Genomic DNA, 22,725 nt, shown 5'->3' with positions numbered 1-22,725 from the left:
GGGGCACACCTCCTTTCGTTCAAAATTTCCCTCTTGAAGGGGCCACATTATACCGCAACTGGCCAGAAGGAACACGCCGCCAGGCCATCCCCACGCCCGGCGGCTACCCTTCGCCTAACAGCACCTCGGCCAGCCGCTGGGCATCGGCCAGCAAGTCCACCCCGTCTGGCAGCCGATAGTTCACATCGACCTTCATCGTCAGGTGTGCTATCAGAACATACACCTCGGCCGGCAGGCCGGCCATCCCTTGCAAGAAACGCAGCCGATCCAGCGCGTTGGGCCCTGGGTCGGGCAACCCTCTTCGGCGGAGGTACTCTCCCACGATATGCCCGGCGGCCCGCCGCGCCCGCACCCGCGCCCGGCCTTCTTTGCCCGCCCTACGGTCTTGCTCGGCCAGGGCCAGTTCTTCTCGATAGGCTTCTTTCCAATCCGTCATCACAAAACGATTATACCCCGACTTGCGCCAAGGCCTCCGCCAAATCCTGCAACAAGTCTTCCGTGTCCTCAATGCCCAGGGCCAGGCGCACCAGGCCATCGGGGATGCCCAAAGCGGCCCGCTGCTCAGCGCTCAGGTTGGTGTAGGACATCAATGCCGGCAACATGACCAGGGATTCCACGCCCCCCAGCGAAGGCCCCAAAAGGGGGATGCGCAGCGCATCCAGAAACTGCCGCGCCGCGTCCAGCCCTCCCTTGAGCACAAAGGACACCACGCCGCCGAAACCTTTCATCTGTCGCCGGGCCACCACATGGTCAGGATGGCTGGGCAGTCCCGGATACCAGACCCGCTCCACCGCCGGATGCCCTTCCAGAAAGGCGGCAACCGCCTGCCCATTGCGGTTGTGTTGCGCCACGCGCAGTCCCAAGGTCTTCAGGCCCCGGATGAGCAAGAAAGCCGTTTGCGGTGCACAGACCCCTCCCAGCACGCCCATGGCCTCCCGCAGCCGCTGGATGAGTTCCTCATGACCCGCCACCACCCCCGCCAGGAGGTCATGATGACCGCCCAGGTACTTGGTGGCCGAATGAAACACCAAATCCACCCCAAAGTCCAGGGGGCGCAGATTCACCGGCGAGGCTAGGGTGGCGTCCACGGCCACCAGCGCGCCCTGACGACGCGCCAGAGCCACCATGCGCTCCAGGTCGGGCACCCGCAGGTAGGGATTGGTGGGAACCTCGGAGAAGAGCAGGCGCGTTTCGGGCCGCAGGGCGGTGCGCAGCGCCTCGTGATCGCCCGGTGGGACGATGGTGTGCCTCACCCCCAGACGGGGCAACCAGGTCCCCACGAATTCGCGGGTCCGGCGGTACATATCCTGGGTGAGCACCAGATGGCTGCCCGGAGGGAGCAGCACCAACAGCGCCGTGGTGATGGCGCTCATCCCCGAAGCGAAGAGCAGGGCCGCCTCCGCCCCTTCCAAAGTGGCCAGATGCCGCTCGGCGGCTTCCACGGTGGGGTTTCCGTAACGCCCATACTCGCGGAAAGGCGTTTGGCCTTGCCGCTTGGCCTGCACGAAGGCGTCCACCTCCTCCGCGTTGCGGAAGACAAACGGCGCCGAGAGCACCACCGGCGCGGTTAGGGCATGGTAAGGGTACGCCTGCCGCCCACCTTGTACGGCCAGGGTATCCGAAGCCAGACCAGAAGGCAGGGATGGGAAATCCGAGGCACCGCTCATGATGTCGTCCTCCTTCTGATGGAAAAAGAAAAGCCCCCGGCGGCTCAGGCCGGGGGCCGGGCGACAACAAACCGGCAAAATCTTCACCCGCGCGAAGGCCACCCACGAGCCGCCGAAGGCTGGGGAATGCACATCATCATAATAACGGCCATCATCGCGCGAGTGGATTTCAGCAGCATGGCGTAAGTTTACCCTGGGTTGATTTCTGCGTCAAGAGCGAACAGGGCCTGCCGACTAGGCCTGTTGCTCCAGCAAGGCAATGGCGCGGCGCAAACGCTGCAGGCTTTTCTCCTTGCCCACGATTTCCATGCTCTCGAAAAGGGGCGGGCTGACCCGCTGGCCGGTCACCGCCACGCGCACCAGGCCGAACACCTGCCCCGCCTTCAAACCCAGGCGTTCCACCAGCGCCCGCATGGGCGGCTCGGTGGTCTCGGCGCGGAAATCGGGCACGGCCTCCAGCACGGCCAGGGCCTCCCGCGCCACCTCCAGCGCCTGCGCCGCGTCCAACTTCTTGGGAATCAAGTCCTCCGGGTTCGCCGGTTCGACCTCTTCGCGGAAGAAGAACCCGGCGATGGCCGGCGCATCGTCCAAGGTGGTGATGCGGGTCTGAATCAGGGGCACGATGGGCTTCAGGGCCTCGGCGTCCACCTGCGGGTATCCGGCGGCATGGAAGTACGGTACCAATCGCCGGGCCAGTTCTTCTTCCGGCAGGGCCCGGATGTGCAGGCCGTTGAAATGATCCAGTTTCTTGAAGTTCACCGCCGCCGGGGAGGGCTTCAAACGGTCCAGGCTGAACTTCTCGATGAGGTCGTCCAGGGTGAAGAATTCGGTATGGTCGTCATAAGACCACCCCATGAGGGCGATCCAGTTGACCACCGCTTCGGGCAGGTAGCCCAGTTGGCGGATGTCGCGGATGAGCACCGCGTAGCCGCTCTTCTTGAGCAACTCACTGTCGCGCTTGCTCATCTTGCCCTTGCCGCTGGGCTTGAGGAACACGGAGAGATGCACCCACTCCGGCTCCTCCCAGCCAAAGGCGCGATAGATGTGGCTGTGCAGCGGGAAGGTGGCCAGCCACTCCTCGCCCCGCAGCACATGGGTGATGCCCATCAGATGGTCGTCCACCACCACAGCCAGATGGTAGGTGGGCAGGCCGTCGGACTTGAGCAGGATGTAGTCGTCAATGGTTCGGTTCTCCACCATGATTTCGCCCCGGATGCGGTCGCGCACGGTGATGGTTCCCTCTTTGGGGGTTTTGAAGCGGATGACATGGGGCTCCCCGGCGGCCACCCGGCGGGCCGCTTCGTCGGGGTCAAGGTGTCGGCAGGTGCCGTCGTAGTGGGGCGGCTCTTTGCGCTTCCGCTGCTCCTCGCGCATCCGGCGCAACCGTTCCGGGGAGCAGAAGCAGTAGTAAGCCTGACCGCTTTCCACCAGTTGCTTCGCGTAATGCTGATATATCTCCCGCCTCTCGGTCTGGCGGTAAGGGCCGTAGGGGCCGCCCACATCGGGCCCCTCGTCCCATTCCAGGCCCAGCCAATGCAGGCTGTCGAAAATATCCTGCTCGGCGTCGGCCTGATAGCGCCTGCGGTCTGTGTCTTCGATGCGCAGGATGAACTGGCCGCCGGACTGGCGCGCCAAGAGAAAGTCATACAGGGCGGTGCGCGCCCCACCCAAATGCAGATAGCCTGTTGGAGAGGGTGCAAAGCGCACCCGGGCAGGTTTCGGTTCTGTCATGAGACCTCCCAGCGAAAGATGGGACTGCCTCTCAGGGGGACAACCACCGGACCCCAGGGCGGGTTCCTTCCCGAGGGTCGGTGGAAAAACCCGAAATCAAAACTGCAACGGATTACGGTGCACGGCCACGCTTTCCACCAACCCGATGCCGATGAGGGTGGAAATCAAAGTGGACCCACCGTAACTGATGAAAGGCAGGGGCAGCCCGGTCACGGGAAGCATGTTGAGATTCATGGCCACATTGACCAGGGTGTGGAAGAAGAGCATGGCCGCCACGCCGTAGGCGATGAGCGCGCCAAAGGCGTCATGCGCCGTGCGCGCCACATGCAAACAGCGCAGGATGATCAACGCCAGCAACACAAGCACCAGCGTGGCGCCCACAAAACCGAACTCTTCGCCGATGGCCGCAAAAATAAAATCGGTGTGGCGCACCTTGAGAAAACGCAACTGCACCTGCGTCCCATGGCCATAGCCCTTGCCCGTCAGCCCACCGGAGCCGATGGCCGTCAACGCCTGCAACACATTGTAAATGGCCCCATGCCGGGCGTTGGGGTCGGGGAAAAGGAAGTTGATCACCCGCGCCTTCTGGTAATCGGCTAAAAGGGGGAAGCCTGCCACAGCCGCCCCCAGTCCCAGCACGGTGAACAAACCCAGATGCTTGACCTCCAACCCGGCCGCCCACACCTGGGCGAACCAGATGACCAGCAAGGTGATCGAAGTGCTGAGATCCGGCTGCACCAGCACCCAGATCACCAGCCCCATGGTGTAAAGAAAACTGAGGATCACCCAGCGCAGTTGCCGTAGTTGCTCTTTGTGACGGCTGAGGAAATCCGCCGTGGTGACGATGATGACGATTTTGGCGAACTCCGAGGGCTGAATGAGGAAAAAGCCGGTATCAATCCAGCGCGCCGAGCCAAAGCGCGCCTCGCCCACGATGTTGAGGAAGAGCAACAGGCCGATGGTCAAAAAATACAGATAACGGCCCAGAAAAATCCAATAATGATAGTCCACCAGGGCGATCAGGATCAAAGTGACGAAGCCCACCCCGGCGAAAATCAACTGCCGGGCGGGAAGACCGCTGAGCACCTGGTTGCCCGCCACGGCCGAGCGGATGATGGCCACGCCCAGAGCCGTGGTGGTCGCCACCAGGGCCAACAACACAAAATCGAAATCTTGCCAGGCCACACTTCGCCGCATGGGGGTTATCGCCTCTTCCGCCTGGGGTGCAGCGGGATATCCGCCACCAACCGCTGCTCGCGGCCATCGGCATGGAGGGCAATCCGCACCTCATCGCGGTTGATAGGCAGGTGGCGAGAAATCACCTCGATTAACTCATCCTTCAACGCATCCAACTGCGCCGGGGTAAGTTCGGTGCGGTCGTGGATGAGCACCAGTTTCAAGCGGTCCTTGGCCTGACGCGCACTCTGCTCCTTCCCGGCAAGGCGGTCGAGCAATTTCATGGCTAATCCCCTCCCCGGAACAACCGCGTAATCCGCCCCAAGAACGAGCCGTCTTCATCCCAGGTCTCGAAAGGCACCTCTTGCCCCAGCAGGCGCAGGGCGATGTTGCGAAACGCCTGACCGGCCTTGCTCTTTCCGTCCAGGGACACCGGCATCCCCCGGTTGGTGTTGACCACCACCGTTTCGTCTTCCGGCACAATGCCCAACAGGCGAACGGCCAGCAATTCCAACACATCCTCAGCGGTCAACATGTCTCCCTTCTTGACCATCTGCGGGTTCAGGCGGTTGATGATGAGATGGATGGGGCCTTTCTCCTCGGCCTCCACCAGACCAATGATACGATCCGCGTCACGCACCGCCGAGACCTCCGGGTTGGTGATGACGATGACCTCATCGGCCGGAGCCAGGGCATTGCGAAAGCCGCGCTCGATACCAGCCGGCGAATCGATAAGGATCCAATCGTATTCGCCGCGCAACTCCTCGCACACCCGCACCATGTCGCTGGGCGAGACGGCGGTCTTATCCCGTGTCTGGGCCGCGGGAAGTAAGAACAGGTTGGGCAGGCGTTTATCGCGAATCATCGCCTGACGCAAGCGACAGCGCCCCTCGACCACATCCACCAGGTCGTACACGATGCGATTTTCCAGGCCGAGCACCAAATCCAGGTTACGCAATCCGATATCGGCGTCCAAACAGACCACTTTCTGGCCCTGGGCGGCCAGCGCCGCGCCGATGTTGGCCGTGGCCGTGGTCTTACCCACGCCGCCTTTTCCTGAAGTGATAGTCAACACTTTTCCGCTCATGCGCTTTTCTCTCCGGGTAGAGGTTGCTGTCAGGCGTCCCAGGGTTCGGCCACCACCTTCCCATCCTGCAGGCGGGCCACTTCGGGATGGGGCTTACCGCGCCGGGGGGGCGCCGTGGCGATCACCTCAGCGATGCGCAACTGAGTAGGCGCCAGGTCCAGGGCGCACACCACGGCCTGGGTATCTCCACGGGCGCCGGCGTGCACGGTGCCCCGCAAGCGACCCCAAACGATGACATGGCCGGTGGCCACAATCTCCGCGCCGGGATGCACATCCCCAAAGACCACCACATGCCCCTCGTACTCCACCCGCATCCCTGAACGCAAGGTGCGGGGCACCAACAAGGCCTCCTGCCCCAGGAAGGGGGGACGAGGCCGCGCGGCCCGCTGGGGCATGGGTTTGGAAAGCCGGGTCGCCAAGCCTAAAGCCTGGGCGTTGGCCTGGGTTTTCGGAGAGCCGCTGAGCACCGCCCACAAGGTGACTTCGTGGTCGGCCAACTCGTCCCGCAATTTGCCCAGGTCGGCAGCGCGCACGGCCCGCTGGCCCACATCCAGGGCCAGCCTGGCTCCGCGAAAGAAGTCCTGCTTTTCGCGGATCAGGGCCAGGAGGGCCTGCCGCACCTCGGCCCATTCCCCTTCGGCCAGGGTGACCAACAGCCCATCGCGGACGCCTTTGACTTTGACCAGCGCAGAAGGAGACAAGGTTTCCCTCACGGCCATTCCCTGTGGGCGGGCCTGAAATGCTCTCATCGGAGTAAGTATAGCATAGAGCCACGGGGCTCAGGGGCTGGCGGCCTTCAAAGCAAAGTAGGCCTCCATCACCCGACGCACGATAGGTCCGGCGGCCACCGCCCCCTCCCCACCGTTGTACACAAAAGCGACCACGGCGATTTCGGGGTCTTCATAAGGCGCGAAGGCCACCGTCCAGCCATGGGTGGGCCAGGCGCCAAATTTGCACAAATCGCGTTGCTGGGCCTTGTTGTCGCAGTATTCCGCGGTGCCGGTCTTGCCCGCCACGGCGATGGGGAAGCCTTCGAAAGCCCTGAGCAGGGTGCCGTAAGGCTCCTCGATGACCGCCATGCGCATTCCCCGGCGCACCTGCTGGATCACCCACGGGTCCACCGTTTTCTTTTCGCCAGTGGGTTTGCAACTGCCAATTCCGCCGGGGTTCTCGTAAACATCGATGACCGGGTCCTTGGTGATGTCCCACTTGAGAATGGGGCTAAAGGGACGGATGACATGCCCCTCGGCGTCCACGATTTCGCGCACGAGTTGGGGTTGCATCAGTTTGCCGTTGTTGGCGATGGTGGCCACCGAGAGCAGCACCTGCAAGGGGGTGGCCAGCACATATCCCTGCCCCACGCTGGCGATGTATGTGTCGCCGGTGGACCAGTTTTCGCCTTTGTAGATGCGCTTCCAGGTGGGATCAGGGATCAGACCGCTGGCCTCGCCTGGGAGATCAATCCCCGAGGGCGCGCCGTAGCCCAGGGCGTGGGCGTAGGTTCCCAAGCGGCAGATGCCCAGCCCCGGCTTGATTTCATCATCGTAGCCACCGCCCAACTTGTAAAAACAGACATTGGACGAGTAGGCAATGCAGTGCAAGAAGTCGATCTTGCCAAACCCACCGCTCTGCCAGTTGTGATCCACGAACTGGCGGGCTTTGCCAGGGTCGTTGGCGAAATACTTCTCGGTAAGGGTGATGACGCCCGGAGCGTCGATGATCTTGTCCAGGGTGACCACCCCCTCGTTCAGCGCCCCGGTGGCCGTGGTCAATTTGAAAGTGGAGCCCGGGGGATGTTCCGCCGAAATGGCGTGGTTCAGCAACGGTTTGTTAGGGTCGGTCGCCAAAATCTGATAGTAATCCGCCGGGATGAAGCGAGTGAGACGATTGTTTTCATAGGTAGGGTACGAAACCATCGCCAGGATTTCCCCCGTCTTGGGGTTCATGGCGATGACTACGCCGTTGGAGGTGCGCGGCGTCCCATCAGCCATAGGATAACGGGCGTTAAGATAGCGAATTTGATCCACCAAAATGTGATAGGCCGCCTCTTGCAATCGAGTGTCGATGGAGAGCACCAGATTCGCGCCCGGTTTGGGAGGCGTGGGCGGTTCCACATCACGCAAAATCTGCCCGGCCACATCCACTTCCACCACGCGGCGACCGTTGCGCCCGGCCAACTCATCCTGATAGTACAGTTCCACTCCTGCGTAACCCACCTTGTCACGGTTGGGATCCAGCCCTTTCTGGTTGACATAGTAATCCACCAGGGCCTCGGGCACGGGGCCCAGGAAGCCGATCACATTAGCGGTGAGGTAACCGGTGGGGTAATCACGCACCGGCTCGATTTCCACATCCACCCCCGGCCAAAAGACTGCCCGTTCCTGGATGACCAGCGCCGCCTCGCGGGGGATGTTGCATTTGATTTTCACCGGCCGATAAGGGGCCGTGGTCTCCCCGTAATACACGATTTGCCGAACGCCATGGTGGGAACGACAAGGCACATAGGGATTGTCTGGAGAAATCTCGCCCTGGTTGATGGGCACACCGGTGAGACGCGAAAGTTCGGCGAAAATTTCGTCCACCATCCCGGGGTCATCGGGCAGGTAAGCCGGCGTGATCACCACGTTGTACGAGGCGATGTTGCGCGCCAACACAATGCCATTGCGATCGAAAATGGCTCCGCGCGGGGCCGGGATGTTGAGTTCCTCGATGCGGTTTTCTTCGGCGCGAGCCACCCACTCCTCGTAATGCAAAACCTGCATGGAGAACAGGCGGGCGATGAACACGCCCAGGGCCACGCCCAGGACGAGGATGAAGGTGGTAATACGCCAGGGGGCAATCGGGTCCTTGGAGATAGAGGCTTCACTCATGCGACTTCCTCCACTTCGGGGAGGGCCCAGGCGGTGATTTCCATGACGACCCCATGCGTGGGCAAAGCCAGCAACACATTGAGCAAAGCGCTGGGCAAAAGGATCTGCGTAAACGCCAGGCGCCAGGGGATGGAGGTTCCCAGGGCCAACAGCGCCGCCCAGGTGAGGGTTTGGACCAGCAAGGTGCCGCTGACCACCAGGAAGAGATAGACCAGCAACGACACCTGCCACAGACGCCATCGCAGCATCAAGGTCAGCGCGGCCACCAGGGTGTACGCCAGCACGGGCACAAACCAGGGCAACCCCGACACCCAGCCCACCAGTCCGCCGAGCAGGACAGCCCAGGCCCAGGGCCATGGCAGGCGGGGGTGAAGCAACCAGGCCACCAAAACCAGCAGCGGCAAATCGGCCGTACCATGAAGCAGCCGCAAATGGCTGATCAGGCTGCTTTGAAGCACCAGCGAGCCGCTAAACAGGGCCAAACCGAGCAGCACGGCCATCTCAGGGTTGCTCCATCAACGGCGTAATATCCACCGGTTGAAAATTGACGATGATGAGCACAATGTCCAGGCGCGCGAAGTCCACCACGGGTTGAACCGCGGCCTCCTGGAACAAGGCAAAGGCCTGCTTGCGCGTGCTGACCACCTGGCCCACCAGCAGATCCGCCGGGAAGCGCCCTCCCAATCCCGAAGTCAGCACCAGATTCCCCGGTTGGACCTTGGCATCCAGGGGGAGCATGTTCAGGGTCAATTCCCCGGTGACGCTCCCTTGCAGCACGGCGTCCACATTGGCCGGTTTGACGCGCACATCCACCCGCGAGCCGGGGTCGGTGATCAACCGCACCCGCGCGGCCTGGGGAATCACGGCATCCACATAGCCTACCAGGCCCTCGGGTGAGACCACCGGCATGCCCGGTCGAATGCCGTCGTCGGAGCCCCGATTGACGATCACATAGTGCAAAAAGGGGCTGGGGTCCTGACCGATGACCCGCGCGGCCTTGTACTGGTTGGTGGGATGAGCACGGGCAAAATCCAACAAAGCCGCCAACACCTTGGCTTCAGCCAGTTGTTGTTGCAAAGAGACCACCTCGGTCTGCAAACGGGCGACCTCGGCTTCCAGTTGCTGGTTACGCTGGCGCAAAGCCGCCACATCCTGGGGGGCCGTCAGGTAATCCCGCAGGGCGGCGTAACGGATGGCCAGCCATTCTTGGGCGCTAAGGAAAGGCGTCGTCGAAAGGCGGGTCAATGGTGTGAGGTATCCCCCCAGGGCCAAGGCGATGAGCCCGACCACCACCAGCAGGAGCACGATCCGCGAAAAGAGCCGCTGATTGGAAGAGTTCATAAAAGGTCTATGCCCGCCCCATCCCCTGGGGATGACGCCCTGGCTCGAAACAGGGCCAGGATGGGGCGCAGAAGGCTACAGGCCGATGCGCTCTTCGGTGACCAGCAAGGGGGCCAGATGGTCCAGGTCTTCGAGGATCAGCCCGGCTCCGCGGGCGACGCAACTCATGGGGTCCTCGGCCACCCAGGCGCGGAGTTTGACTTCCTCGGTGAGTCGATCGGCCAGGCCCTGGAGCAAGGCGCCGCCTCCCGTAAGACAAATTCCCGTCTCCATCAAATCCGCCAAAATCTCCGGGGGAGCCTCGTCCAGGGCGTCTTTGACGGTCTCCACAATGGTTTGCAGGGGCATGGCCAACGCCTCGCGCAACTCGATGGACGACACCTCCACGGCCTCAGGCAGCCCGGTGATCAAATTGCGCCCACGTAAGACAAAGGTTTTTTCTTCGGTCAAAGGATGCGCCGAGCCGATGACCATTTTGGCTTCCTCGGCCATCCGGGCGCCGATGAGCAGGTTGTATTTGTTGCGCATGTACTGCACGATGGCCTCGTCCATTTCGTCACCGGCCACACGGAGGGAACGCGAGACCACCATGCCGCCCATGGAAAGCACGGCAATTTCGGTGGTGCCGCCGCCGATGTCCACGACCATGGTCCCTTTAATGTCTTGAATGGGCAACCCGGCGCCCAGGGCCGCGGCAACGGGCTCCTCGACCAGGAAAACCTCCCGAGCTCCGGCCGCCATGGCGGCATCGTAGATGGCCCGCATTTCCACCTCGGTCACCCCGGCCGGGATGCCGATGACCACTCGCGGCCGCGCCACCGGTACCAGACTTTGCTCATGCACCTTGGCGAAGAAATACTCCAACATCGCCTCGGTGATGTCAAAATCGGAGATTACGCCATCGTTCAGGGGCCGGATGGCGATCACATTGGCCGGCGTGCGACCGACCATCCGCTTGGCTTCAGCGCCAATGGCCAGGGGACGCCGGGTGCGTTTGTCCATGGCCACCCACGAAGGCTCGTTAATGACGATCCCTTTCCCGCGCAGATAAACCAAAGTGTTGGCAGTACCCAGGTCAATACCAATATCCAGCGAAAAAAAGCCCAGCAACCAGTTCAAAGGATTGAATCGCAAAGGACACCCTCCCAGCGGGGTTAAAGCGGGCAAATTATACCAGAAGCGTGCCAGGGTAGACGTCGAGTTCCATGCCCCCGAAAAAGGTGCCCCATTGCGAAGGCCATCCCCTGCTTCACCACGGAGCGACAAACAACCCCTCGGCGTTTGCTCCGAGGGGTTGAAGGGGGTGGCTCAGGCTCCAGTCACGGTGGAAGGTCTACGCCGCCGCCAAAAGACCCACCCTACCACCAGGGCGAGGGCGAACAACGCCCCGCTCAGCGAAGCCACCACCAGCAAACCCTGGCGCATCGTGGCAGGCGATTTCCACGGCACCTGCACCGCCCGCGGGTTCTGCAGGCGCGTGTAGGTGCGGCCCACAAACTGCGGGTCCGGCGACACAGGCACCAGGTCCTGGCGCAACCAGTCTTCCAGGGAACGCATTTCTTCCGTTGTCAACGGGGCCCGTCGGGACATCTCACTCCTCCGCAGGGTACGCCACCACGCCGGCCGTGCCCGGCCCCAGGTTGGCTGCCACGGCGATGGAGAGATTGGTGGTGATGAGTTCACGCACCTTCAATACTTGCTGGACCCGCTCATGCAGCCATTGCGCCGCCTGAGGCGCCCGCGCGTTGACCACCGCCACATGGGCCGGCCTGAAGCCCACCCCAGCCTTCACCCGCTGGACCACCGCTTCCAGCGAGCGCGAGCGGGTGCGCACCTTGTCCACCATGTCCAGAAAACCGTCACGCAACTCTACCACAGGCTTGATGCGCAGCAGGCCAGCGGCCAAGGCCTGAGCCGCCCGCACCCGGCCACTTAAGCGGGCATATTCCAAACTGTTCAGGGTGAGCACCACCGAGATGTGCTCCCGCAGCCAGGTCAAACGAGCCAGGATCTGCTCCAGCGTCGCTCCAGCCTCGGCCATCGCCCGCGCGTCCCGACACATAAACGCCAAACTCGCCGAGCCTCCCAAGGAATCAAAGGGCACCACCTTCATCTCGTCCACCAACTCCTTCGCCGCCTGTACCGCAGAGTGGAACGTGCCTGAAAGGCGCGAGGTGACATGAATGGAGAGCACCGTGTCTCCTGGTTGGGCAATGCGGCGATAAAACGCCACAAACTGCTGGGGAGAGGGCTGAGAAGTTTTCGGGATAACCCGTTCCTGCTCCACAAAGCGATAAAAGTCGTCGTCGTTCACATCCACCCCCTGCAAGTAAGTACGCCCTTTCATCTGGATGTTGATGGGAATCACAGCGACCCGGTAACGCTCCAACCAGCCCGGAGGGAAATCCGCTGCGCCATCGGTCACAATGCGTAACATCACCCTTCTTCCTCCTGAACTCGTCGCAACTCGGCCCGTAAAGCGACCAGGGTCCGGTGATACAAACTTTTGATCGCCCCTTCGCTACGCCCCATAATCTGACCGATTTCAGCGTTGGAAAGCCGATCCACAAATTTGAAAATGAGCAACTCCTGACGCTCCGGCGGTAAACGGCGAATGGCCTGCAACAAACGCTCGCGTTCTTCGTTGAGGATCAGTTTGTCCTCTGGGTCCCCTTCGGCCCGCGGGGGAAGCCACGCATCCTCCAAAGGGATCTCCGGACGGCGCTTACTGTCCCGATGCCAGTTGGCCACCAGGTTATGGGCAATCCGATAAAGAAAAGCCGAAAAGGGCAGCCCGCGCTCTTTGTAACGCGGCATACTGCGCATGGCCCGGTAAAACACGCGGGCGGTTAGGTCCTCGGCTTCTACTGCATGCCCGACGCGATAGTAGATGTAGTTGTAGATACGTTGCACATAACGCTGGTAAAGCACCCCAAAGGCTTCACGGTCGCCCTGGGTAGCCCTTTCCACCAGCGCCCGATCGGGCAAAGCCGCCAAATCTTCTTGAGGATGACCGGGCATTTATAACAACCCTGACTTGGGATAAAGGTTTCTTACGCGCCCAAAGTATACCATTCCCCCGGAGCGCAAACGGCATTGGGCAGGAAGGTGTGCTGCCCAATGCCGTGCACCTGGTGGCCCGGCTCAACCCACTCAATCCCCCACAACCTGGACAACGAGACGCCGCTGGCGTGGCCGCACATCAAAGTCCACAAAAATGATCTGCTGCCAGGTGCCGAGGACGACTTTCCCCCTCTGAATGGGCAGGGCCAAAGAAGGCCCCATCATGGCCGCCCGCAGATGGGCGTGGCCGTTGCCATCGCCCCAGCGCAAATTGTGGGCGTAATCCCGCTGCGGGTCGATCCACTCGTCGAGCAGGCGGCGGAGGTCCTTCAAGCACCCGCTCTCGTACTCGATGGTGGTGATCGCGCTGGTGGACGAAGGGGTGAACACCAAAGCGATACCCTCCCGAAGGCCGCTCTGCCGCACGGCCTCCTGCACTCTGGCGGTGATATCGTGGATATCGGTGTGCCCCTGGGTCTGCAGGGTGATGGTGGTCGAGAAGACGGTCATGCCTCACCTCCTTCGGCCTGCGTGTCGCAGGCCTCCTTTCCCCAAAGCGCCCGCACCAGGGCCGGCAACACCTCTCCCGCCGGCCCCCGCAGCATGACGGCCATGAACCTGCTGAGCGCCGTCTCCTGGGGGTTGATCTCCGCCAGATAGGCGCCGTGCTCGGCCGCCACCAGGGGCAGCGAAGCCGCCGGCTGCACCACCCCCGAGGTACCCACCACCAACATCACCTCGGCCTCTTGGGCGGCCTGCCAGGCAGCGTCCAGGGCCTCACCGGGCAACGCCTCGCCGAACCAGACCACATCGGGCCGCAACAAGCTGCCACACTCCGGGCAGCGGGGCACTTCGCCCTCGGGCACCGGCTCCCACCGCTCCACCCGGTGACGCCGGGCAGCGCACACCGTGCGCATGAGGTTGCCGTGGAGTTCGATGATCCGCCGTGAACCGGCCTGCTGATGCAGTCCATCCACATTCTGGGTCACCAGGGTGAAAGCGGGCACCAACCGCTCCATGCAGGCCAGCGCGTAATGAGCCGGATTGGGCGCCGCCCGGCGCACCAGAGCACGCCGCCACATGTACCAGGCCCACACCCGCTCCGGATGCCGGGCGAAGGCCTCCGGGGTCGCCAACTCTTCAGGGCGATACCTGGCCCACAGGCCGGTCTGGGCATCGCGAAAGGTGGGCACCCCGCTCTCAGCCGACACCCCCGCGCCGGTGAGCGCTACCACACGCCGGGCCTGCCGCAGGCGCGTGAGCAATTCTGGGGGGAAGGTATAGTTGAAGGTCATAGGGAGAAAAACAGGGTATGATTTGTGGTTTAGATTTACGATTTGCGATTGCGTTTGTGACGAACGATCCTCGACCCACGACTCACGACTTACGCCCTTCGTCCATCTCGGCAATCATGGCCAGACAGGCGTCGTCGGTGGGGTTAGGCTGATACTTGGTGCCGAACCAGGCGTCCAGGATTTCCTTTGCCACCACTTCCGAGGTCAGGCGCAAGGACATGCACAGCACATTGGCGTCGTTCCACAAACGGGCGCCTTTGGCCGTCTCCGCATCGTGGCACAGGGCGGCGCGAATGCCCTTCACCTTGTTGGCCGCGATGCTCACCCCTGTGCCCGTCCAACAAAAGAGGATGCCCTCGTCAAAGTCACCCTGCGCCACGCCCTCGGCCACCCGGCGGGCCACTTCCGGCCAGGGCTGGGTCCCCCGCCCGGCCGGGCCGATGTACACCACCTCGTGGCCCTTCTCACGCAGGTAATCCAGCACCACATCCACCACATGCAAGCGTTCGTCAGCGCCAACGGCCAGTTTCATCGGTTCACCTCCTTCAAGGGAGATTGACGCCTTCCAATTGCAACAACCAGGCTTTCGTCATCAGGCCACCGGGACCACCGTAGCCATGCAATCGCCGGTCATGCCCTACAACCCGGTGACAGGGCACCACAATGGGCATGGGGTTGGTCGCCAGCGCCCGTCCCACGGCTCGCGCCGCCCTGGGGCGTCCAATGGCCGTCGCCACCTCTCCATAAGTGCGTACCTCGCCATACGGGATGGCAAAGGTGGCCCGAAGCACCGCCCGCTGGAAAGGTGGCAACGCCTCCCAGGCGATGGGCAGTGGAAAAGCGCGCCGCGATCCTTCCAGATACTCCCGGAGATGGGCCAACCATTGGGCGGCCACCGTGACCAGGGGCTCGGCACCATCCTCTGGGGATCCAGACACCGGACTTTCGGGTCCAGACCGCGCCCAGTGGACGACCACCAGCCCCTGGAGGGTCACCGTGACGCCCAGTTCGCCAAAGCGGGGCATGGGGGCAAAGCGTGTCACCCGGTCCACGCGGCACCTCTCAGTAGTTCGTCACCCGGTCAATCACGCCCAACTGTTTGGCCCGCCACTCACAAAGTCCAAAAGTCACGGCGCTCAGCAGGCCAAAGAGCGCGGTCAGGCCCAGCAAAATGAGCAGCAGTTGGCTCTCGGAATACCCCTGCAGGGTAGGGAACGCCTGGGCCACCGAACCCACCAGGGCGCGGCGCAACAATTCCAGCCAGTAGGTGATGGGCATGGCGTAGCCAAGGGGGCGCAGCCAGGCGGGGAGCACTTCCAGGGGGAAAATCGCCCCGCTGAAAAGATACAGGGCGCTGCCCACCGCCTCGCCGATGAACCAGGAATGGTGCACCAGAAGGAGCAAAATCCCGGCCAGGAACAACCCCATCAAAGCCAACATCAGCACCCCCAGGAGCAAGGCGCCGAAGAACAGCGGCCAGTTCACCTCGGCCCACACGATGTTCAACCGCAAAAAGACCACGCCAGCCGCGATAGTCACGGCGACGGCGACACTGGTGATGAGGAACTGGGCCACCCCCCGCCCAAAAAGGTAAGCCGGCATGTGAATCGGCGCGACATAGAGGTACTTGAGGGTTTTGTAATGCTCACGATCGTCAATGATCGCCCACGAAATGCCATTCAGCACCCCGCCCACATACATGTAAAACGCATTGCCCAGGTAGATGTAGGCAAAAATGGGGTTCTCAAAGGCGTTATGGCTGATGATGCCGTACATCACCACCAGAATGGCCGTACCGGCCAGGGGCTTGATGGCCGAATACAGGGCAAACAGGAAGGGATCGGTCCAGTTGGATTCGATTTGCCACCCCAACCAGGCTGCCGTTTTGAAGGAACGCCAGAGCACAGCCAATCGAGCCATAGGCGCTACCCTCGACTTTCGGTGAGCCGGGCTTCCTGCTTGGCCAGACGCTCCATGTAGGCCAAGAGGTAGCGCGCAGCCACGATGAACAACACGCTCAATCCAGCCAAACCAGCGATCTCCCAGCCCACGGGGAGAAAACCGTACTGCGTGCCATCGGGAAAAGCCAACTGGCGCATGGCGTCCAGCCCCATGGTCAGGGGAATGAGTGAGGCCGCCGCGGCCACCCAGAATGGGAAACTCTTGACGGGGAAATAGAAACCGGAGAGCAGGTACACCGGCTCCTGAAACAGCGCTACCAGATGCCAGGCCTCCCGGCTGAGCAGCAGAAAAAGGGAGGCAAACATCATCCCCAGGCCGTACAGGGCGGCCAAAGCCAGAAAGAACACGCCGAACAACGGCAACCAGGCGGCCACAGAAAAGGTGACCTGAAACACCAGCGTGCCCAGGAAAGTGAAGACCAGCGCCCGCAAGGTAGTCGCCACGGCCCCACCGACGGCCATCCCCAACAAAATCGCCATGAGAGGCGCCGGTGCCAGAATGTACAGCGCCAGGTTGCCCTGCTCCTTCTCCCAATAGAGCTGGCTGGACATGTTCCAGAGCACATTGAGCCAGAACGCGGTCATGGTCCCACCAAGGACAACAAAGCCCACATAGGCCTCCGGTGCGTGGATGGCCCGGTAAACGAACACATAGGCCGCCACACTCATCAGCGGCAGCACGATGTCGAAGGCCAGCCAGGATTTCTCCCGCTGCAGGCCGATGATGCGCGGGTAAGCCCGGCCCCACACGGCCCGAACAAACAGGCGCAGGCCGCCGTGCCTGGTCACCAGGCGGGCGAGCACCTGCTCATGCATGGGCACTCTCCTCTTCTGCCATGCTGCGGCCCACCAGGTGGACGAACACATCTTCCAGCGTCGGCTCCCGTTTTTGCAGCGAACGCAACCGCACCCCCCGGGCCGTTAGTGCACTCACCAGCGGCCCCAAAGCCGCGTCGTCCTCCAGGTGGCAATCCAACCGGCTGCCACCCGGCACCAGACGATAACCGATGCGCTTCACCCCCGGCAGGTGTTCCAGGTCCTGCGGGCTGAGGCCGTTGAGAGGCGTGGTCTCCAGCACAAACAGCGACTCCTGCTGCAAGGCACGTTTGAGGTTGGCCGGGGTGTCGCAGGCTAACACCTCCCCCCGGTTGATGATGGCCACCCGGTCGCAGAGTTCCTCGGCCTCGTGCATGTAGTGCGTGGTGAGCAAAATGGTGCGCTGGGGGTTGGCCGCCATCCACTGACGCACCATGCGTCGGACATCGCGCGCCGCCCCTACATCCAGCCCCAGCGTGGGTTCGTCGAGGAAGAGCACCTCGGGGTCGGTGAGAAAACCGCGCACGATGTTCATCTTCTGCCGCAAGCCGGTGGACAACTCCGACGACTTGGTGTGCATCCGGTCGGCCATGCCCACCATCGCCAGCAGTTCCTCGATGCGACGGTTGGCCTCGGACGAAGGGATGCCGTACAACTGGGCAAACAGCCACAGGTTCTCGCGCACGGTGAGCAGGCCGTACCCCGAAGTCTCCCCGCCCGACACCATGTTGATCCGCGGGCGAACGGCCTCGGCTTCGGTCATCACATCATGGCCCAACACCCAGGCCCTGCCGGAGGAAGGAGCCAGCAAGGTGGTCAGGATCTTGATAAGCGTGGTCTTCCCCGCGCCGTTGGGGCCCAGCAAGCCAAAGAGTTCGCCGCGCGGCACGGTGAGCGTCACGCCACGCAACGCCACCAATTCGCGGACCTTTTGCTTCTTGCAGCCACGCAAGGTGTAGACGCGGGTCAGCTTCTCGGTGCGAATCGCATCGATATCGGTCATGGCACCTCGCAAAACAGGGGGAGATCAACGGCTTCTCAATTCTATCATAGGGACCTGGGGCGTGTTATGATTGGTGTAACCTGCCATGAACAGCAACCAGAATGCTGAACGCTTACAAGAGATCGAACAGGCCGGACGTGCGGCCCTCATCTGGCCGTTGGTGCTCTTTTCCCTCCCCCTCTACGGCGAACTCGTGCGCGCCGTGCTGCATGGCGAACTGGATCTTTGGAGCGTGCTCGTCCCCATAGGGGTGGTCGCGGCCTTTGGGGCCCTGCTGTACTTCCTGCTCTACCGCCCGGCACGGTGGGACGCCTGGGCTGGCTGACTTTGGCCTTCACCCTGGCGGTCATCTGGGCCGTGGGGCTGCACTGGGTACGGTTGACCCTCTTCCTCTTCTTCCACCTGTGGTTCCTCTTCGCGTTGAGCGTGACCGCCCTCTGGTTGAGCGCCACCCACCGCTAAGGGCCCTCCCCACTCTATTGTCCAATCGCCGTGAAACCGTCGGTAAAACGTAGGTTTTCCGTCAAGCAATATGACGCCAAATCGAGTAAGCTTTGGATAGTGAAGGGCGAACCTCTTCTCCTCCTTGAGAGAGCCGAGGGGCCTCCTCCTCGGCAAAGGGCGATTACGGGACGGGGCATACCACGGGACCGAATTTCGGTCCCGTGGTATGCGTTAACCCCGCGCCAGGGCGGGGTATAATCCCCCCACCATGAGCCAGACGACAACCTCCCCCTCCGGCCATCGGGACAACCAGCAAATCGCCCGCGCCGCCGGCACGGTCATGGCCGCGTTCGTGCTCTCCAATCTGGTGGGCCTGGCGCGGCAGATCGTGGTTTCTCAGGCCTTCGGCACCAGTGCGGCCATCGACGCCTACAACGCCGCCTCGCGTCTGCCCGACCTGCTCTTCAACCTGGTCGCCGGGGGGGCGCTGGGGTCGGCGTTCATCCCCACTTTCACCGGCTTCCTGGCCCAGGGGAAACGCGAACGGGCCTGGCGTCTGGCCTCGGCCATCGCCAATCTGGTCCTTCTGGTGCTCACGGCCACCGCTGCTCTGGCCTGGCTCCTGGCGCCCTTCATCGTCGGCCACCTGCTGGCGCCGGGGTTCACCCCAGCCCAGCAAGCCCTCACCGTGTCGCTGCTGCGCATCTTACTGCTCTCACCCATCATCTTTGGCCTCAGCGGTTTGCTGATGGGCATCCTCAACGCCCATCAGCACTTTCTTCTGCCCGCCCTGGCCCCTACCATGTACTGGTTGGGGATGATCTTCGGTGTGCTGGCCTGGGCGCCGCGTTACGGCATCTACGGCCTGGCCTGGGGCGCGGTTTTGGGTGCCGCGCTGCATCTGGCCGTCCAGATCCCCGGCCTGCTCCGCCTCCCCGGAAGGCGCTACCTGCCCACCCTCAGCCTGCACGACCCGGCGGTGCGCGAGGTGGGCCGCCTAATGGCACCCCGCGTGCTGGGCGTGGCCATCGTGCAACTCAACTTCTGGGTCAATGTGGTGCTGGCCTCGGCGCAGCCTGAAGGCAGCCTGACGGCCATCCAGATCGCCTGGGCGGTGATGACCATGCCTCAGGTGGTCATTGCCCAGGCCATCGCCATCGCTGCGCTGCCCACCTTTTCGGCGCAGGTGGCCCGCGGCGAGATGGACGCCATGCGTCGCTCCTTAGCGGCCACGCTCCGGGGCGTGGTCTTCCTCTCACTCCCCGCGGCGGTCGGTCTGATCCTGCTGCGCAAACCCGTGGTCGCCCTACTTTTCCAGCGCGGCGCGTTCGACGCCCACTCCACCGAGTTGGTGGCCTGGGCCCTGCTCTGGTACGCCGTCGGGCTGGTCGCCCACTCGGTGGTGGAAATCATCTCGCGGGCCTTTTACGCCTTCCACGACACCAAGACCCCGGTGCTGGTGGGCAGCGTGGCCATGAGCCTCAACCTGGCCTTCAGTCTGCTCTTCGTGGCGCTGTTCCGCCGGGCGGGGTGGATGCCTCACGGCGGACTGGCCCTGGCCAACTCCCTGGCCACCACTTTGGAGATGGTCGGCCTGCTCGGCCTCATGCGCCGCCGGCTGCAGGGTCTGGAGGGCCGCCAGACGCTGCTCGGCCTCGGCCAGGCTGGCGCGGCCACCCTGGTCATGTCCGCTCTCCTCTGGGTGGGGTTGCGCCTTTTGAGCCCCCGCGGCATTCTGTGGCAAAACCTCGTCCTCATCCCCATGGGGGCCTTGACCTACGGCCTGGCCCTCTGGGCCACCGGCGCGAAAGAGCCTCGCTTAGTCGCCGCGGCGCTGCTCCGCCGCCTGCCTTTTGCCCGGTGAGCACAACTTTTCCCGCCCATGGGGGTTTTTCATTAGTGACCATTCCCCACTCAGGATATCCTATTCTCATGAACACCCAAACGACCGACCTTCCGAACGTCAACGCCCGGCCCCGCCGCACCTGGCTGCAACGCCTGGGCCGCTTGCTCCTGCGGCTGATGGGCTGGCGCGTGGTGGATCGCCGCCCTCCGGGCCGCAAATTCATCGTTATCGGGGCTTTCCACACCTCCAACATGGACTTCTTCATCGCCCTCCCGGCCATGATGGCCCTGGGGTTGCGCCCCCGCTGGATCGGCAAGAAGGAACTCTTCCGCGGCCCCTTAGGCCCCCTGATGCGCTTTCTGGGCGGCATTCCGGTTGACCGCAGCGTGCGGTCGGGTTTCGTCGGCCAGATGGTGCATAACTTCCGCACCCATGAGGATTTTGTGGTGCTCATCGCCCCCGAAGGAACCCGCAAGTTCACCGACCACTGGAAAAGCGGCTTCTACCACATCGCCGTCCAGGCCGGCGTCCCCATCGCCCTGGGCTTTCTGGATTACCCCACCCGCACCGTGGGCATCGGCGACTATTTCCTCCCCACCGGGGACGACGAGGCCGACCTGGAACGCATCCGCGCCTTCTACGCCGACAAACGCGGACGCTACCCCGAAAAGCACAGCACCATCCGTCTCAAGCAAAAGAAAAAGCAAGACCCATCATAACCTTCTTCCCCTTGAGGGAAACACCCCCTCCCAACGCGCGGCCTGGCCGCGCGTTTTTCTTTTCGCCGGACTTGCGGGGCCCTTCCGCTCCGAGAGGCTCTCCCCCCTCAAAGGCCCTGCTGCACCCACCACCAGAGCCACGCCGTGGCCAGGCCCAGCGCCACACCCCAAAAGGCCTCCCAGGGAGTGTGGCCCAACACCTCGCGCAAGGTGTCGCCTGGCGGCAGGTGGCCAGCCTGCAACTGCGCCACGATGCGATTGATCAGCGTCGCGTGTTCGCCAGCCTGACGGCGAATGCCCGTGGCGTCGTAAACCACGATAAGGCTCACCGCCACAGCCAGGCCAAACAGCGGCGAGGCGAACCCCTGGGCCAACCCCACCCCCAGAGTGGCCGCGGCCATCAACGCCGCATGGCTGCTGGGCATCCCCCCTGGCGAAACCAGCAACCCCCATTGCCAGCGGCGTTCCTGCAGCCAGCCCAAGGGCACCTTGAGCGCCTGGGCCAGAAACAGGGCGCTCAACGCCGCCCACAGCACCCAGTTGGCGGCCAGTTCACGCCCCATCAGGACTCCTCGTCGTAAGCCTCCGGCGCTTCGAAGGGGGCCAGTTCTTCGCCCAGCAACTGCTGCACCTGCAACTCCGCCTTGTCGAGCAGGGCAGCGCAATGTTTGAGCAACGCCTGACCGCGCTCGAACAGCGCCAGGGACTCTTCCAGGGTGTGCTCATCTCCCTCCAGGGCGCGCACGATGGTCTCCAGTTCGGCCAGGGCCTCTTCGTAGGTCAGGGTTTCAACGGGGCGCGGGGATTCAGCGTGCATCGGTTTCCTCCAACAGGCGATACCCGGCTTGCCGGAAGGCTTGCGTGGCAGCCTCCAGCCGTTCGGCGGGCACGAAAAGATAGTCGGTGTCGTGGGTCGAGACGGCCAGCAGGGGCACACCGGCGGCGGCCAGGGTCTGGCTCAACCCGGCCAGCACGCCCACCAAATCCAACGCCAACACTGTGGCTACACGAAAGCCCCGCCAGGGGCCCTGGGCGCGGCCCCCTTCCGGGGCCGCCACATCCTCCGGAAGCAGCAGAGAGACCTCCTCCGGAGTCCGGGCCAGAAAGGCCCAGGGGGTGCGCAAGGCTTCCGGGGGCCAGGGGACGTCCGGGGGCAAACGGTACAGGGTCCACCGCTGCGGCAACAGCACTAAGGGCCACGAAGCAGCGTCTTTCATGGCGCCCCCTCCCTCTCGTCCGGCTCGGTGTACTCCACCCGGCTCCACAGACGGCCCTGTGCCAGAAGCACCTCCAGGGCATCGCCGGGGGCCACCTGGCCAGCCCGACGCACCACCCGGCCCTGTTCGTCGCGCACGATGGCGTACCCCCGCTGCAGCACGGCCAGCGGGCTGAGGGCCGCCAAGCGACGGGCCTGATGCTCCAAAGCGACGCGCCGCCAGCGCAGCGTTTGCCGCCAGGCCCGCCTCAGGCGCTCATCCAGGGCCGCCAGCCCAACCCGGTGAGCGCGGAGCCGCTGTTGAGGCGCGGCGTCCCGCAAACGCTGTGCCCAGCCGCGCAGTTCCAGGTGCCGCTGGCGCAAACGCCGCCTCAAAGCCCAGCGCAGGCGCTGTTCCAGGTCGTCCAGCCGCTGGCGGTCGCCCTGCACCTGGGCCAGGGGCGCGCGCCGTTCCAGGCGCAACGCCACGGTGCGCAGGCGTAGCCGCTCG

Annotated in this window: 29 protein-coding genes; 4 read left to right on the top strand and 25 right to left on the bottom strand. The window is 63.3% G+C overall.

Annotated elements, in window-relative coordinates; genetic code table 11:
• Positions 1-103: 103 nt before the first annotated feature.
• The 21 genes from G4O04_04710 to G4O04_04610 all read right to left on the bottom strand — a co-directional run bounded on the left by G4O04_04710 (position 104) and on the right by G4O04_04610 (position 18,010).
• The gene (locus G4O04_04710; GenBank protein ID HEY57824.1) at positions 104-436 is read right to left on the bottom strand and encodes a hypothetical protein; all 333 of its coding nucleotides are present in this window, start codon (positions 434-436) and stop codon (positions 104-106) included.
• A gap of 10 nt (positions 437-446) precedes the next feature.
• On the bottom strand, positions 447-1,667 hold the full coding sequence (locus tag G4O04_04705) for a PLP-dependent transferase (GenBank protein ID HEY57823.1): 1,221 nt from the start codon (positions 1,665-1,667) through the stop codon (positions 447-449).
• A gap of 234 nt (positions 1,668-1,901) precedes the next feature.
• Entirely contained in the window at positions 1,902-3,398 is a 1,497-nt protein-coding gene (locus tag G4O04_04700; protein HEY57822.1) for a glutamate--tRNA ligase, read from the bottom strand.
• 96 nt (positions 3,399-3,494) lie between these two features.
• Complete coding sequence (locus tag G4O04_04695) at positions 3,495-4,595, bottom strand: rod shape-determining protein RodA (protein HEY57821.1); 1,101 nt, start codon at positions 4,593-4,595, stop codon at positions 3,495-3,497.
• Positions 4,596-4,600: 5 nt separating this feature from the next.
• Positions 4,601-4,858, bottom strand: coding sequence for a cell division topological specificity factor MinE (gene minE, locus G4O04_04690; protein HEY57820.1), 258 nt, complete (start codon positions 4,856-4,858; stop codon positions 4,601-4,603).
• A 2-nt stretch (positions 4,859-4,860) separates the two neighbouring features.
• Entirely contained in the window at positions 4,861-5,661 is an 801-nt protein-coding gene (gene minD / locus G4O04_04685) for a septum site-determining protein MinD (protein HEY57819.1), read from the bottom strand.
• 29 nt (positions 5,662-5,690) lie between these two features.
• Positions 5,691-6,362: a septum site-determining protein MinC gene (minC, locus tag G4O04_04680; protein HEY57818.1), complete on the bottom strand. Its 672-nt coding sequence runs from the start codon at positions 6,360-6,362 to the stop codon at positions 5,691-5,693.
• Between the two features lie 78 nt (positions 6,363-6,440).
• Positions 6,441-8,531, bottom strand: a complete 2,091-nt coding sequence (gene mrdA, locus G4O04_04675; protein HEY57817.1) for a penicillin-binding protein 2 — start codon at positions 8,529-8,531, stop codon at positions 6,441-6,443.
• Positions 8,528-9,031 carry a hypothetical protein gene (locus tag G4O04_04670; protein HEY57816.1) on the bottom strand — a complete coding sequence of 168 codons (504 nt, stop codon included), beginning with the start codon at positions 9,029-9,031 and terminating at the stop codon, positions 8,528-8,530. The genes mrdA and G4O04_04670 overlap by 4 nt, the downstream gene beginning before the upstream one ends.
• A 1-nt stretch (position 9,032) precedes the next feature.
• The gene (gene mreC / locus G4O04_04665; GenBank protein ID HEY57815.1) at positions 9,033-9,872 is read right to left on the bottom strand and encodes a rod shape-determining protein MreC; all 840 of its coding nucleotides are present in this window, start codon (positions 9,870-9,872) and stop codon (positions 9,033-9,035) included.
• Positions 9,873-9,947: 75 nt separating this feature from the next.
• Positions 9,948-11,006, bottom strand: a complete 1,059-nt coding sequence (locus G4O04_04660) for a rod shape-determining protein (GenBank protein ID HEY57814.1) — start codon at positions 11,004-11,006, stop codon at positions 9,948-9,950.
• Positions 11,007-11,180: 174 nt separating this feature from the next.
• Positions 11,181-11,462 (bottom strand): hypothetical protein, encoded by a 282-nt coding sequence (locus G4O04_04655; protein ID HEY57813.1) that lies wholly within the window; start codon positions 11,460-11,462, stop codon positions 11,181-11,183.
• A gap of 1 nt (position 11,463) precedes the next feature.
• The gene (locus G4O04_04650; protein ID HEY57812.1) at positions 11,464-12,309 is read right to left on the bottom strand and encodes a DegV family protein; all 846 of its coding nucleotides are present in this window, start codon (positions 12,307-12,309) and stop codon (positions 11,464-11,466) included.
• Positions 12,309-12,893 carry a sigma-70 family RNA polymerase sigma factor gene (locus tag G4O04_04645; GenBank protein ID HEY57811.1) on the bottom strand — a complete coding sequence of 195 codons (585 nt, stop codon included), beginning with the start codon at positions 12,891-12,893 and terminating at the stop codon, positions 12,309-12,311. The genes G4O04_04650 and G4O04_04645 overlap by 1 nt, the downstream gene beginning before the upstream one ends.
• A 132-nt stretch (positions 12,894-13,025) precedes the next feature.
• Positions 13,026-13,445 (bottom strand): YjbQ family protein, encoded by a 420-nt coding sequence (locus G4O04_04640; protein HEY57810.1) that lies wholly within the window; start codon positions 13,443-13,445, stop codon positions 13,026-13,028.
• Positions 13,442-14,230: an NAD-dependent deacylase gene (locus tag G4O04_04635; protein ID HEY57809.1), complete on the bottom strand. Its 789-nt coding sequence runs from the start codon at positions 14,228-14,230 to the stop codon at positions 13,442-13,444. The genes G4O04_04640 and G4O04_04635 overlap by 4 nt, the downstream gene beginning before the upstream one ends.
• Positions 14,231-14,312: 82 nt before the next feature.
• Entirely contained in the window at positions 14,313-14,762 is a 450-nt protein-coding gene (locus tag G4O04_04630) for an RpiB/LacA/LacB family sugar-phosphate isomerase (protein ID HEY57808.1), read from the bottom strand.
• A gap of 13 nt (positions 14,763-14,775) precedes the next feature.
• Positions 14,776-15,282 carry an MGMT family protein gene (locus G4O04_04625; protein ID HEY57807.1) on the bottom strand — a complete coding sequence of 169 codons (507 nt, stop codon included), beginning with the start codon at positions 15,280-15,282 and terminating at the stop codon, positions 14,776-14,778.
• 10 nt (positions 15,283-15,292) lie between these two features.
• Positions 15,293-16,150, bottom strand: a complete 858-nt coding sequence (locus G4O04_04620; protein HEY57806.1) for an ABC transporter permease — start codon at positions 16,148-16,150, stop codon at positions 15,293-15,295.
• A gap of 5 nt (positions 16,151-16,155) precedes the next feature.
• A complete protein-coding gene (locus G4O04_04615) occupies positions 16,156-17,007 on the bottom strand; it encodes an ABC transporter permease (protein ID HEY57805.1) in 852 nt (283 codons plus the stop codon).
• Positions 17,000-18,010, bottom strand: a complete 1,011-nt coding sequence (locus G4O04_04610) for an ABC transporter ATP-binding protein (GenBank protein HEY57804.1) — start codon at positions 18,008-18,010, stop codon at positions 17,000-17,002. Before G4O04_04610 ends, G4O04_04615 begins: the two co-directional genes overlap by 8 nt.
• Before the next feature lie 85 nt (positions 18,011-18,095).
• Between G4O04_04610 and G4O04_04605 the strand changes: the two genes are divergently transcribed.
• The 4 genes from G4O04_04605 to G4O04_04590 all read left to right on the top strand — a co-directional run bounded on the left by G4O04_04605 (position 18,096) and on the right by G4O04_04590 (position 21,019).
• On the top strand, positions 18,096-18,335 hold the full coding sequence (locus G4O04_04605) for a hypothetical protein (GenBank protein HEY57803.1): 240 nt from the start codon (positions 18,096-18,098) through the stop codon (positions 18,333-18,335).
• Entirely contained in the window at positions 18,314-18,472 is a 159-nt protein-coding gene (locus G4O04_04600) for a hypothetical protein (GenBank protein ID HEY57802.1), read from the top strand. The genes G4O04_04605 and G4O04_04600 overlap by 22 nt, the downstream gene beginning before the upstream one ends.
• Positions 18,473-18,722: 250 nt before the next feature.
• Entirely contained in the window at positions 18,723-20,318 is a 1,596-nt protein-coding gene (murJ, locus tag G4O04_04595; protein HEY57801.1) for a murein biosynthesis integral membrane protein MurJ, read from the top strand.
• Positions 20,319-20,386: 68 nt separating this feature from the next.
• Positions 20,387-21,019: a glycerol acyltransferase gene (locus tag G4O04_04590; GenBank protein ID HEY57800.1), complete on the top strand. Its 633-nt coding sequence runs from the start codon at positions 20,387-20,389 to the stop codon at positions 21,017-21,019.
• A gap of 107 nt (positions 21,020-21,126) precedes the next feature.
• Here the strand turns inward: G4O04_04590 and G4O04_04585 are convergent, their stop codons facing one another.
• The 4 genes from G4O04_04585 to G4O04_04570 all read right to left on the bottom strand — a co-directional run.
• Positions 21,127-21,582 (bottom strand): divergent PAP2 family protein, encoded by a 456-nt coding sequence (locus tag G4O04_04585; protein HEY57799.1) that lies wholly within the window; start codon positions 21,580-21,582, stop codon positions 21,127-21,129.
• Complete coding sequence (gene xseB / locus G4O04_04580; protein HEY57798.1) at positions 21,582-21,836, bottom strand: exodeoxyribonuclease VII small subunit; 255 nt, start codon at positions 21,834-21,836, stop codon at positions 21,582-21,584. The genes G4O04_04585 and xseB overlap by 1 nt, the downstream gene beginning before the upstream one ends.
• The gene (locus tag G4O04_04575; protein HEY57797.1) at positions 21,826-22,236 is read right to left on the bottom strand and encodes an ACT domain-containing protein; all 411 of its coding nucleotides are present in this window, start codon (positions 22,234-22,236) and stop codon (positions 21,826-21,828) included. The genes xseB and G4O04_04575 overlap by 11 nt, the downstream gene beginning before the upstream one ends.
• Positions 22,233-22,725: exodeoxyribonuclease VII large subunit (locus G4O04_04570; GenBank protein HEY57796.1), on the bottom strand; the 493-nt coding region annotated here is incomplete at its 5' end. The genes G4O04_04570 and G4O04_04575, both read right to left, overlap by 4 nt.

The organism is Anaerolineae bacterium, assembly GCA_011176535.1.
GTDB lineage: Bacteria > Chloroflexota > Anaerolineae > Anaerolineales > DRMV01 > DUEP01.
The sequence above is the reverse complement of the archived record's forward strand: the minus strand, read 5'-3'. Positions and strand labels throughout refer to the sequence as shown.

Coding starts and splice junctions, on each gene's coding strand:
- G4O04_04710 (HEY57824.1), bottom strand. CDS start 436: ATGACGGATTGGAAAGAAGCCTATCGAGAAGAACTGGCCCTGGCCGAG.
- G4O04_04705 (HEY57823.1), bottom strand. CDS start 1,667: ATGAGCGGTGCCTCGGATTTCCCATCCCTGCCTTCTGGTCTGGCTTCG.
- G4O04_04700 (HEY57822.1), bottom strand. CDS start 3,398: ATGACAGAACCGAAACCTGCCCGGGTGCGCTTTGCACCCTCTCCAACA.
- G4O04_04695 (HEY57821.1), bottom strand. CDS start 4,595: ATGCGGCGAAGTGTGGCCTGGCAAGATTTCGATTTTGTGTTGTTGGCC.
- minE (HEY57820.1), bottom strand. CDS start 4,858: ATGAAATTGCTCGACCGCCTTGCCGGGAAGGAGCAGAGTGCGCGTCAG.
- minD (HEY57819.1), bottom strand. CDS start 5,661: ATGAGCGGAAAAGTGTTGACTATCACTTCAGGAAAAGGCGGCGTGGGT.
- mrdA (HEY57817.1), bottom strand. CDS start 8,531: ATGAGTGAAGCCTCTATCTCCAAGGACCCGATTGCCCCCTGGCGTATT.
- G4O04_04670 (HEY57816.1), bottom strand. CDS start 9,031: ATGGCCGTGCTGCTCGGTTTGGCCCTGTTTAGCGGCTCGCTGGTGCTT.
- mreC (HEY57815.1), bottom strand. CDS start 9,872: ATGAACTCTTCCAATCAGCGGCTCTTTTCGCGGATCGTGCTCCTGCTG.
- G4O04_04655 (HEY57813.1), bottom strand. CDS start 11,462: ATGTCCCGACGGGCCCCGTTGACAACGGAAGAAATGCGTTCCCTGGAA.
- G4O04_04650 (HEY57812.1), bottom strand. CDS start 12,309: ATGTTACGCATTGTGACCGATGGCGCAGCGGATTTCCCTCCGGGCTGG.
- G4O04_04645 (HEY57811.1), bottom strand. CDS start 12,893: ATGCCCGGTCATCCTCAAGAAGATTTGGCGGCTTTGCCCGATCGGGCG.
- G4O04_04640 (HEY57810.1), bottom strand. CDS start 13,445: ATGACCGTCTTCTCGACCACCATCACCCTGCAGACCCAGGGGCACACC.
- G4O04_04635 (HEY57809.1), bottom strand. CDS start 14,230: ATGACCTTCAACTATACCTTCCCCCCAGAATTGCTCACGCGCCTGCGG.
- G4O04_04630 (HEY57808.1), bottom strand. CDS start 14,762: ATGAAACTGGCCGTTGGCGCTGACGAACGCTTGCATGTGGTGGATGTG.
- G4O04_04620 (HEY57806.1), bottom strand. CDS start 16,150: ATGGCTCGATTGGCTGTGCTCTGGCGTTCCTTCAAAACGGCAGCCTGG.
- G4O04_04615 (HEY57805.1), bottom strand. CDS start 17,007: ATGCATGAGCAGGTGCTCGCCCGCCTGGTGACCAGGCACGGCGGCCTG.
- G4O04_04610 (HEY57804.1), bottom strand. CDS start 18,010: ATGACCGATATCGATGCGATTCGCACCGAGAAGCTGACCCGCGTCTAC.
- G4O04_04605 (HEY57803.1), top strand. CDS start 18,096: ATGAACAGCAACCAGAATGCTGAACGCTTACAAGAGATCGAACAGGCC.
- murJ (HEY57801.1), top strand. CDS start 18,723: ATGAGCCAGACGACAACCTCCCCCTCCGGCCATCGGGACAACCAGCAA.
- G4O04_04590 (HEY57800.1), top strand. CDS start 20,387: ATGAACACCCAAACGACCGACCTTCCGAACGTCAACGCCCGGCCCCGC.
- G4O04_04585 (HEY57799.1), bottom strand. CDS start 21,582: ATGGGGCGTGAACTGGCCGCCAACTGGGTGCTGTGGGCGGCGTTGAGC.
- xseB (HEY57798.1), bottom strand. CDS start 21,836: ATGCACGCTGAATCCCCGCGCCCCGTTGAAACCCTGACCTACGAAGAG.
- G4O04_04575 (HEY57797.1), bottom strand. CDS start 22,236: ATGAAAGACGCTGCTTCGTGGCCCTTAGTGCTGTTGCCGCAGCGGTGG.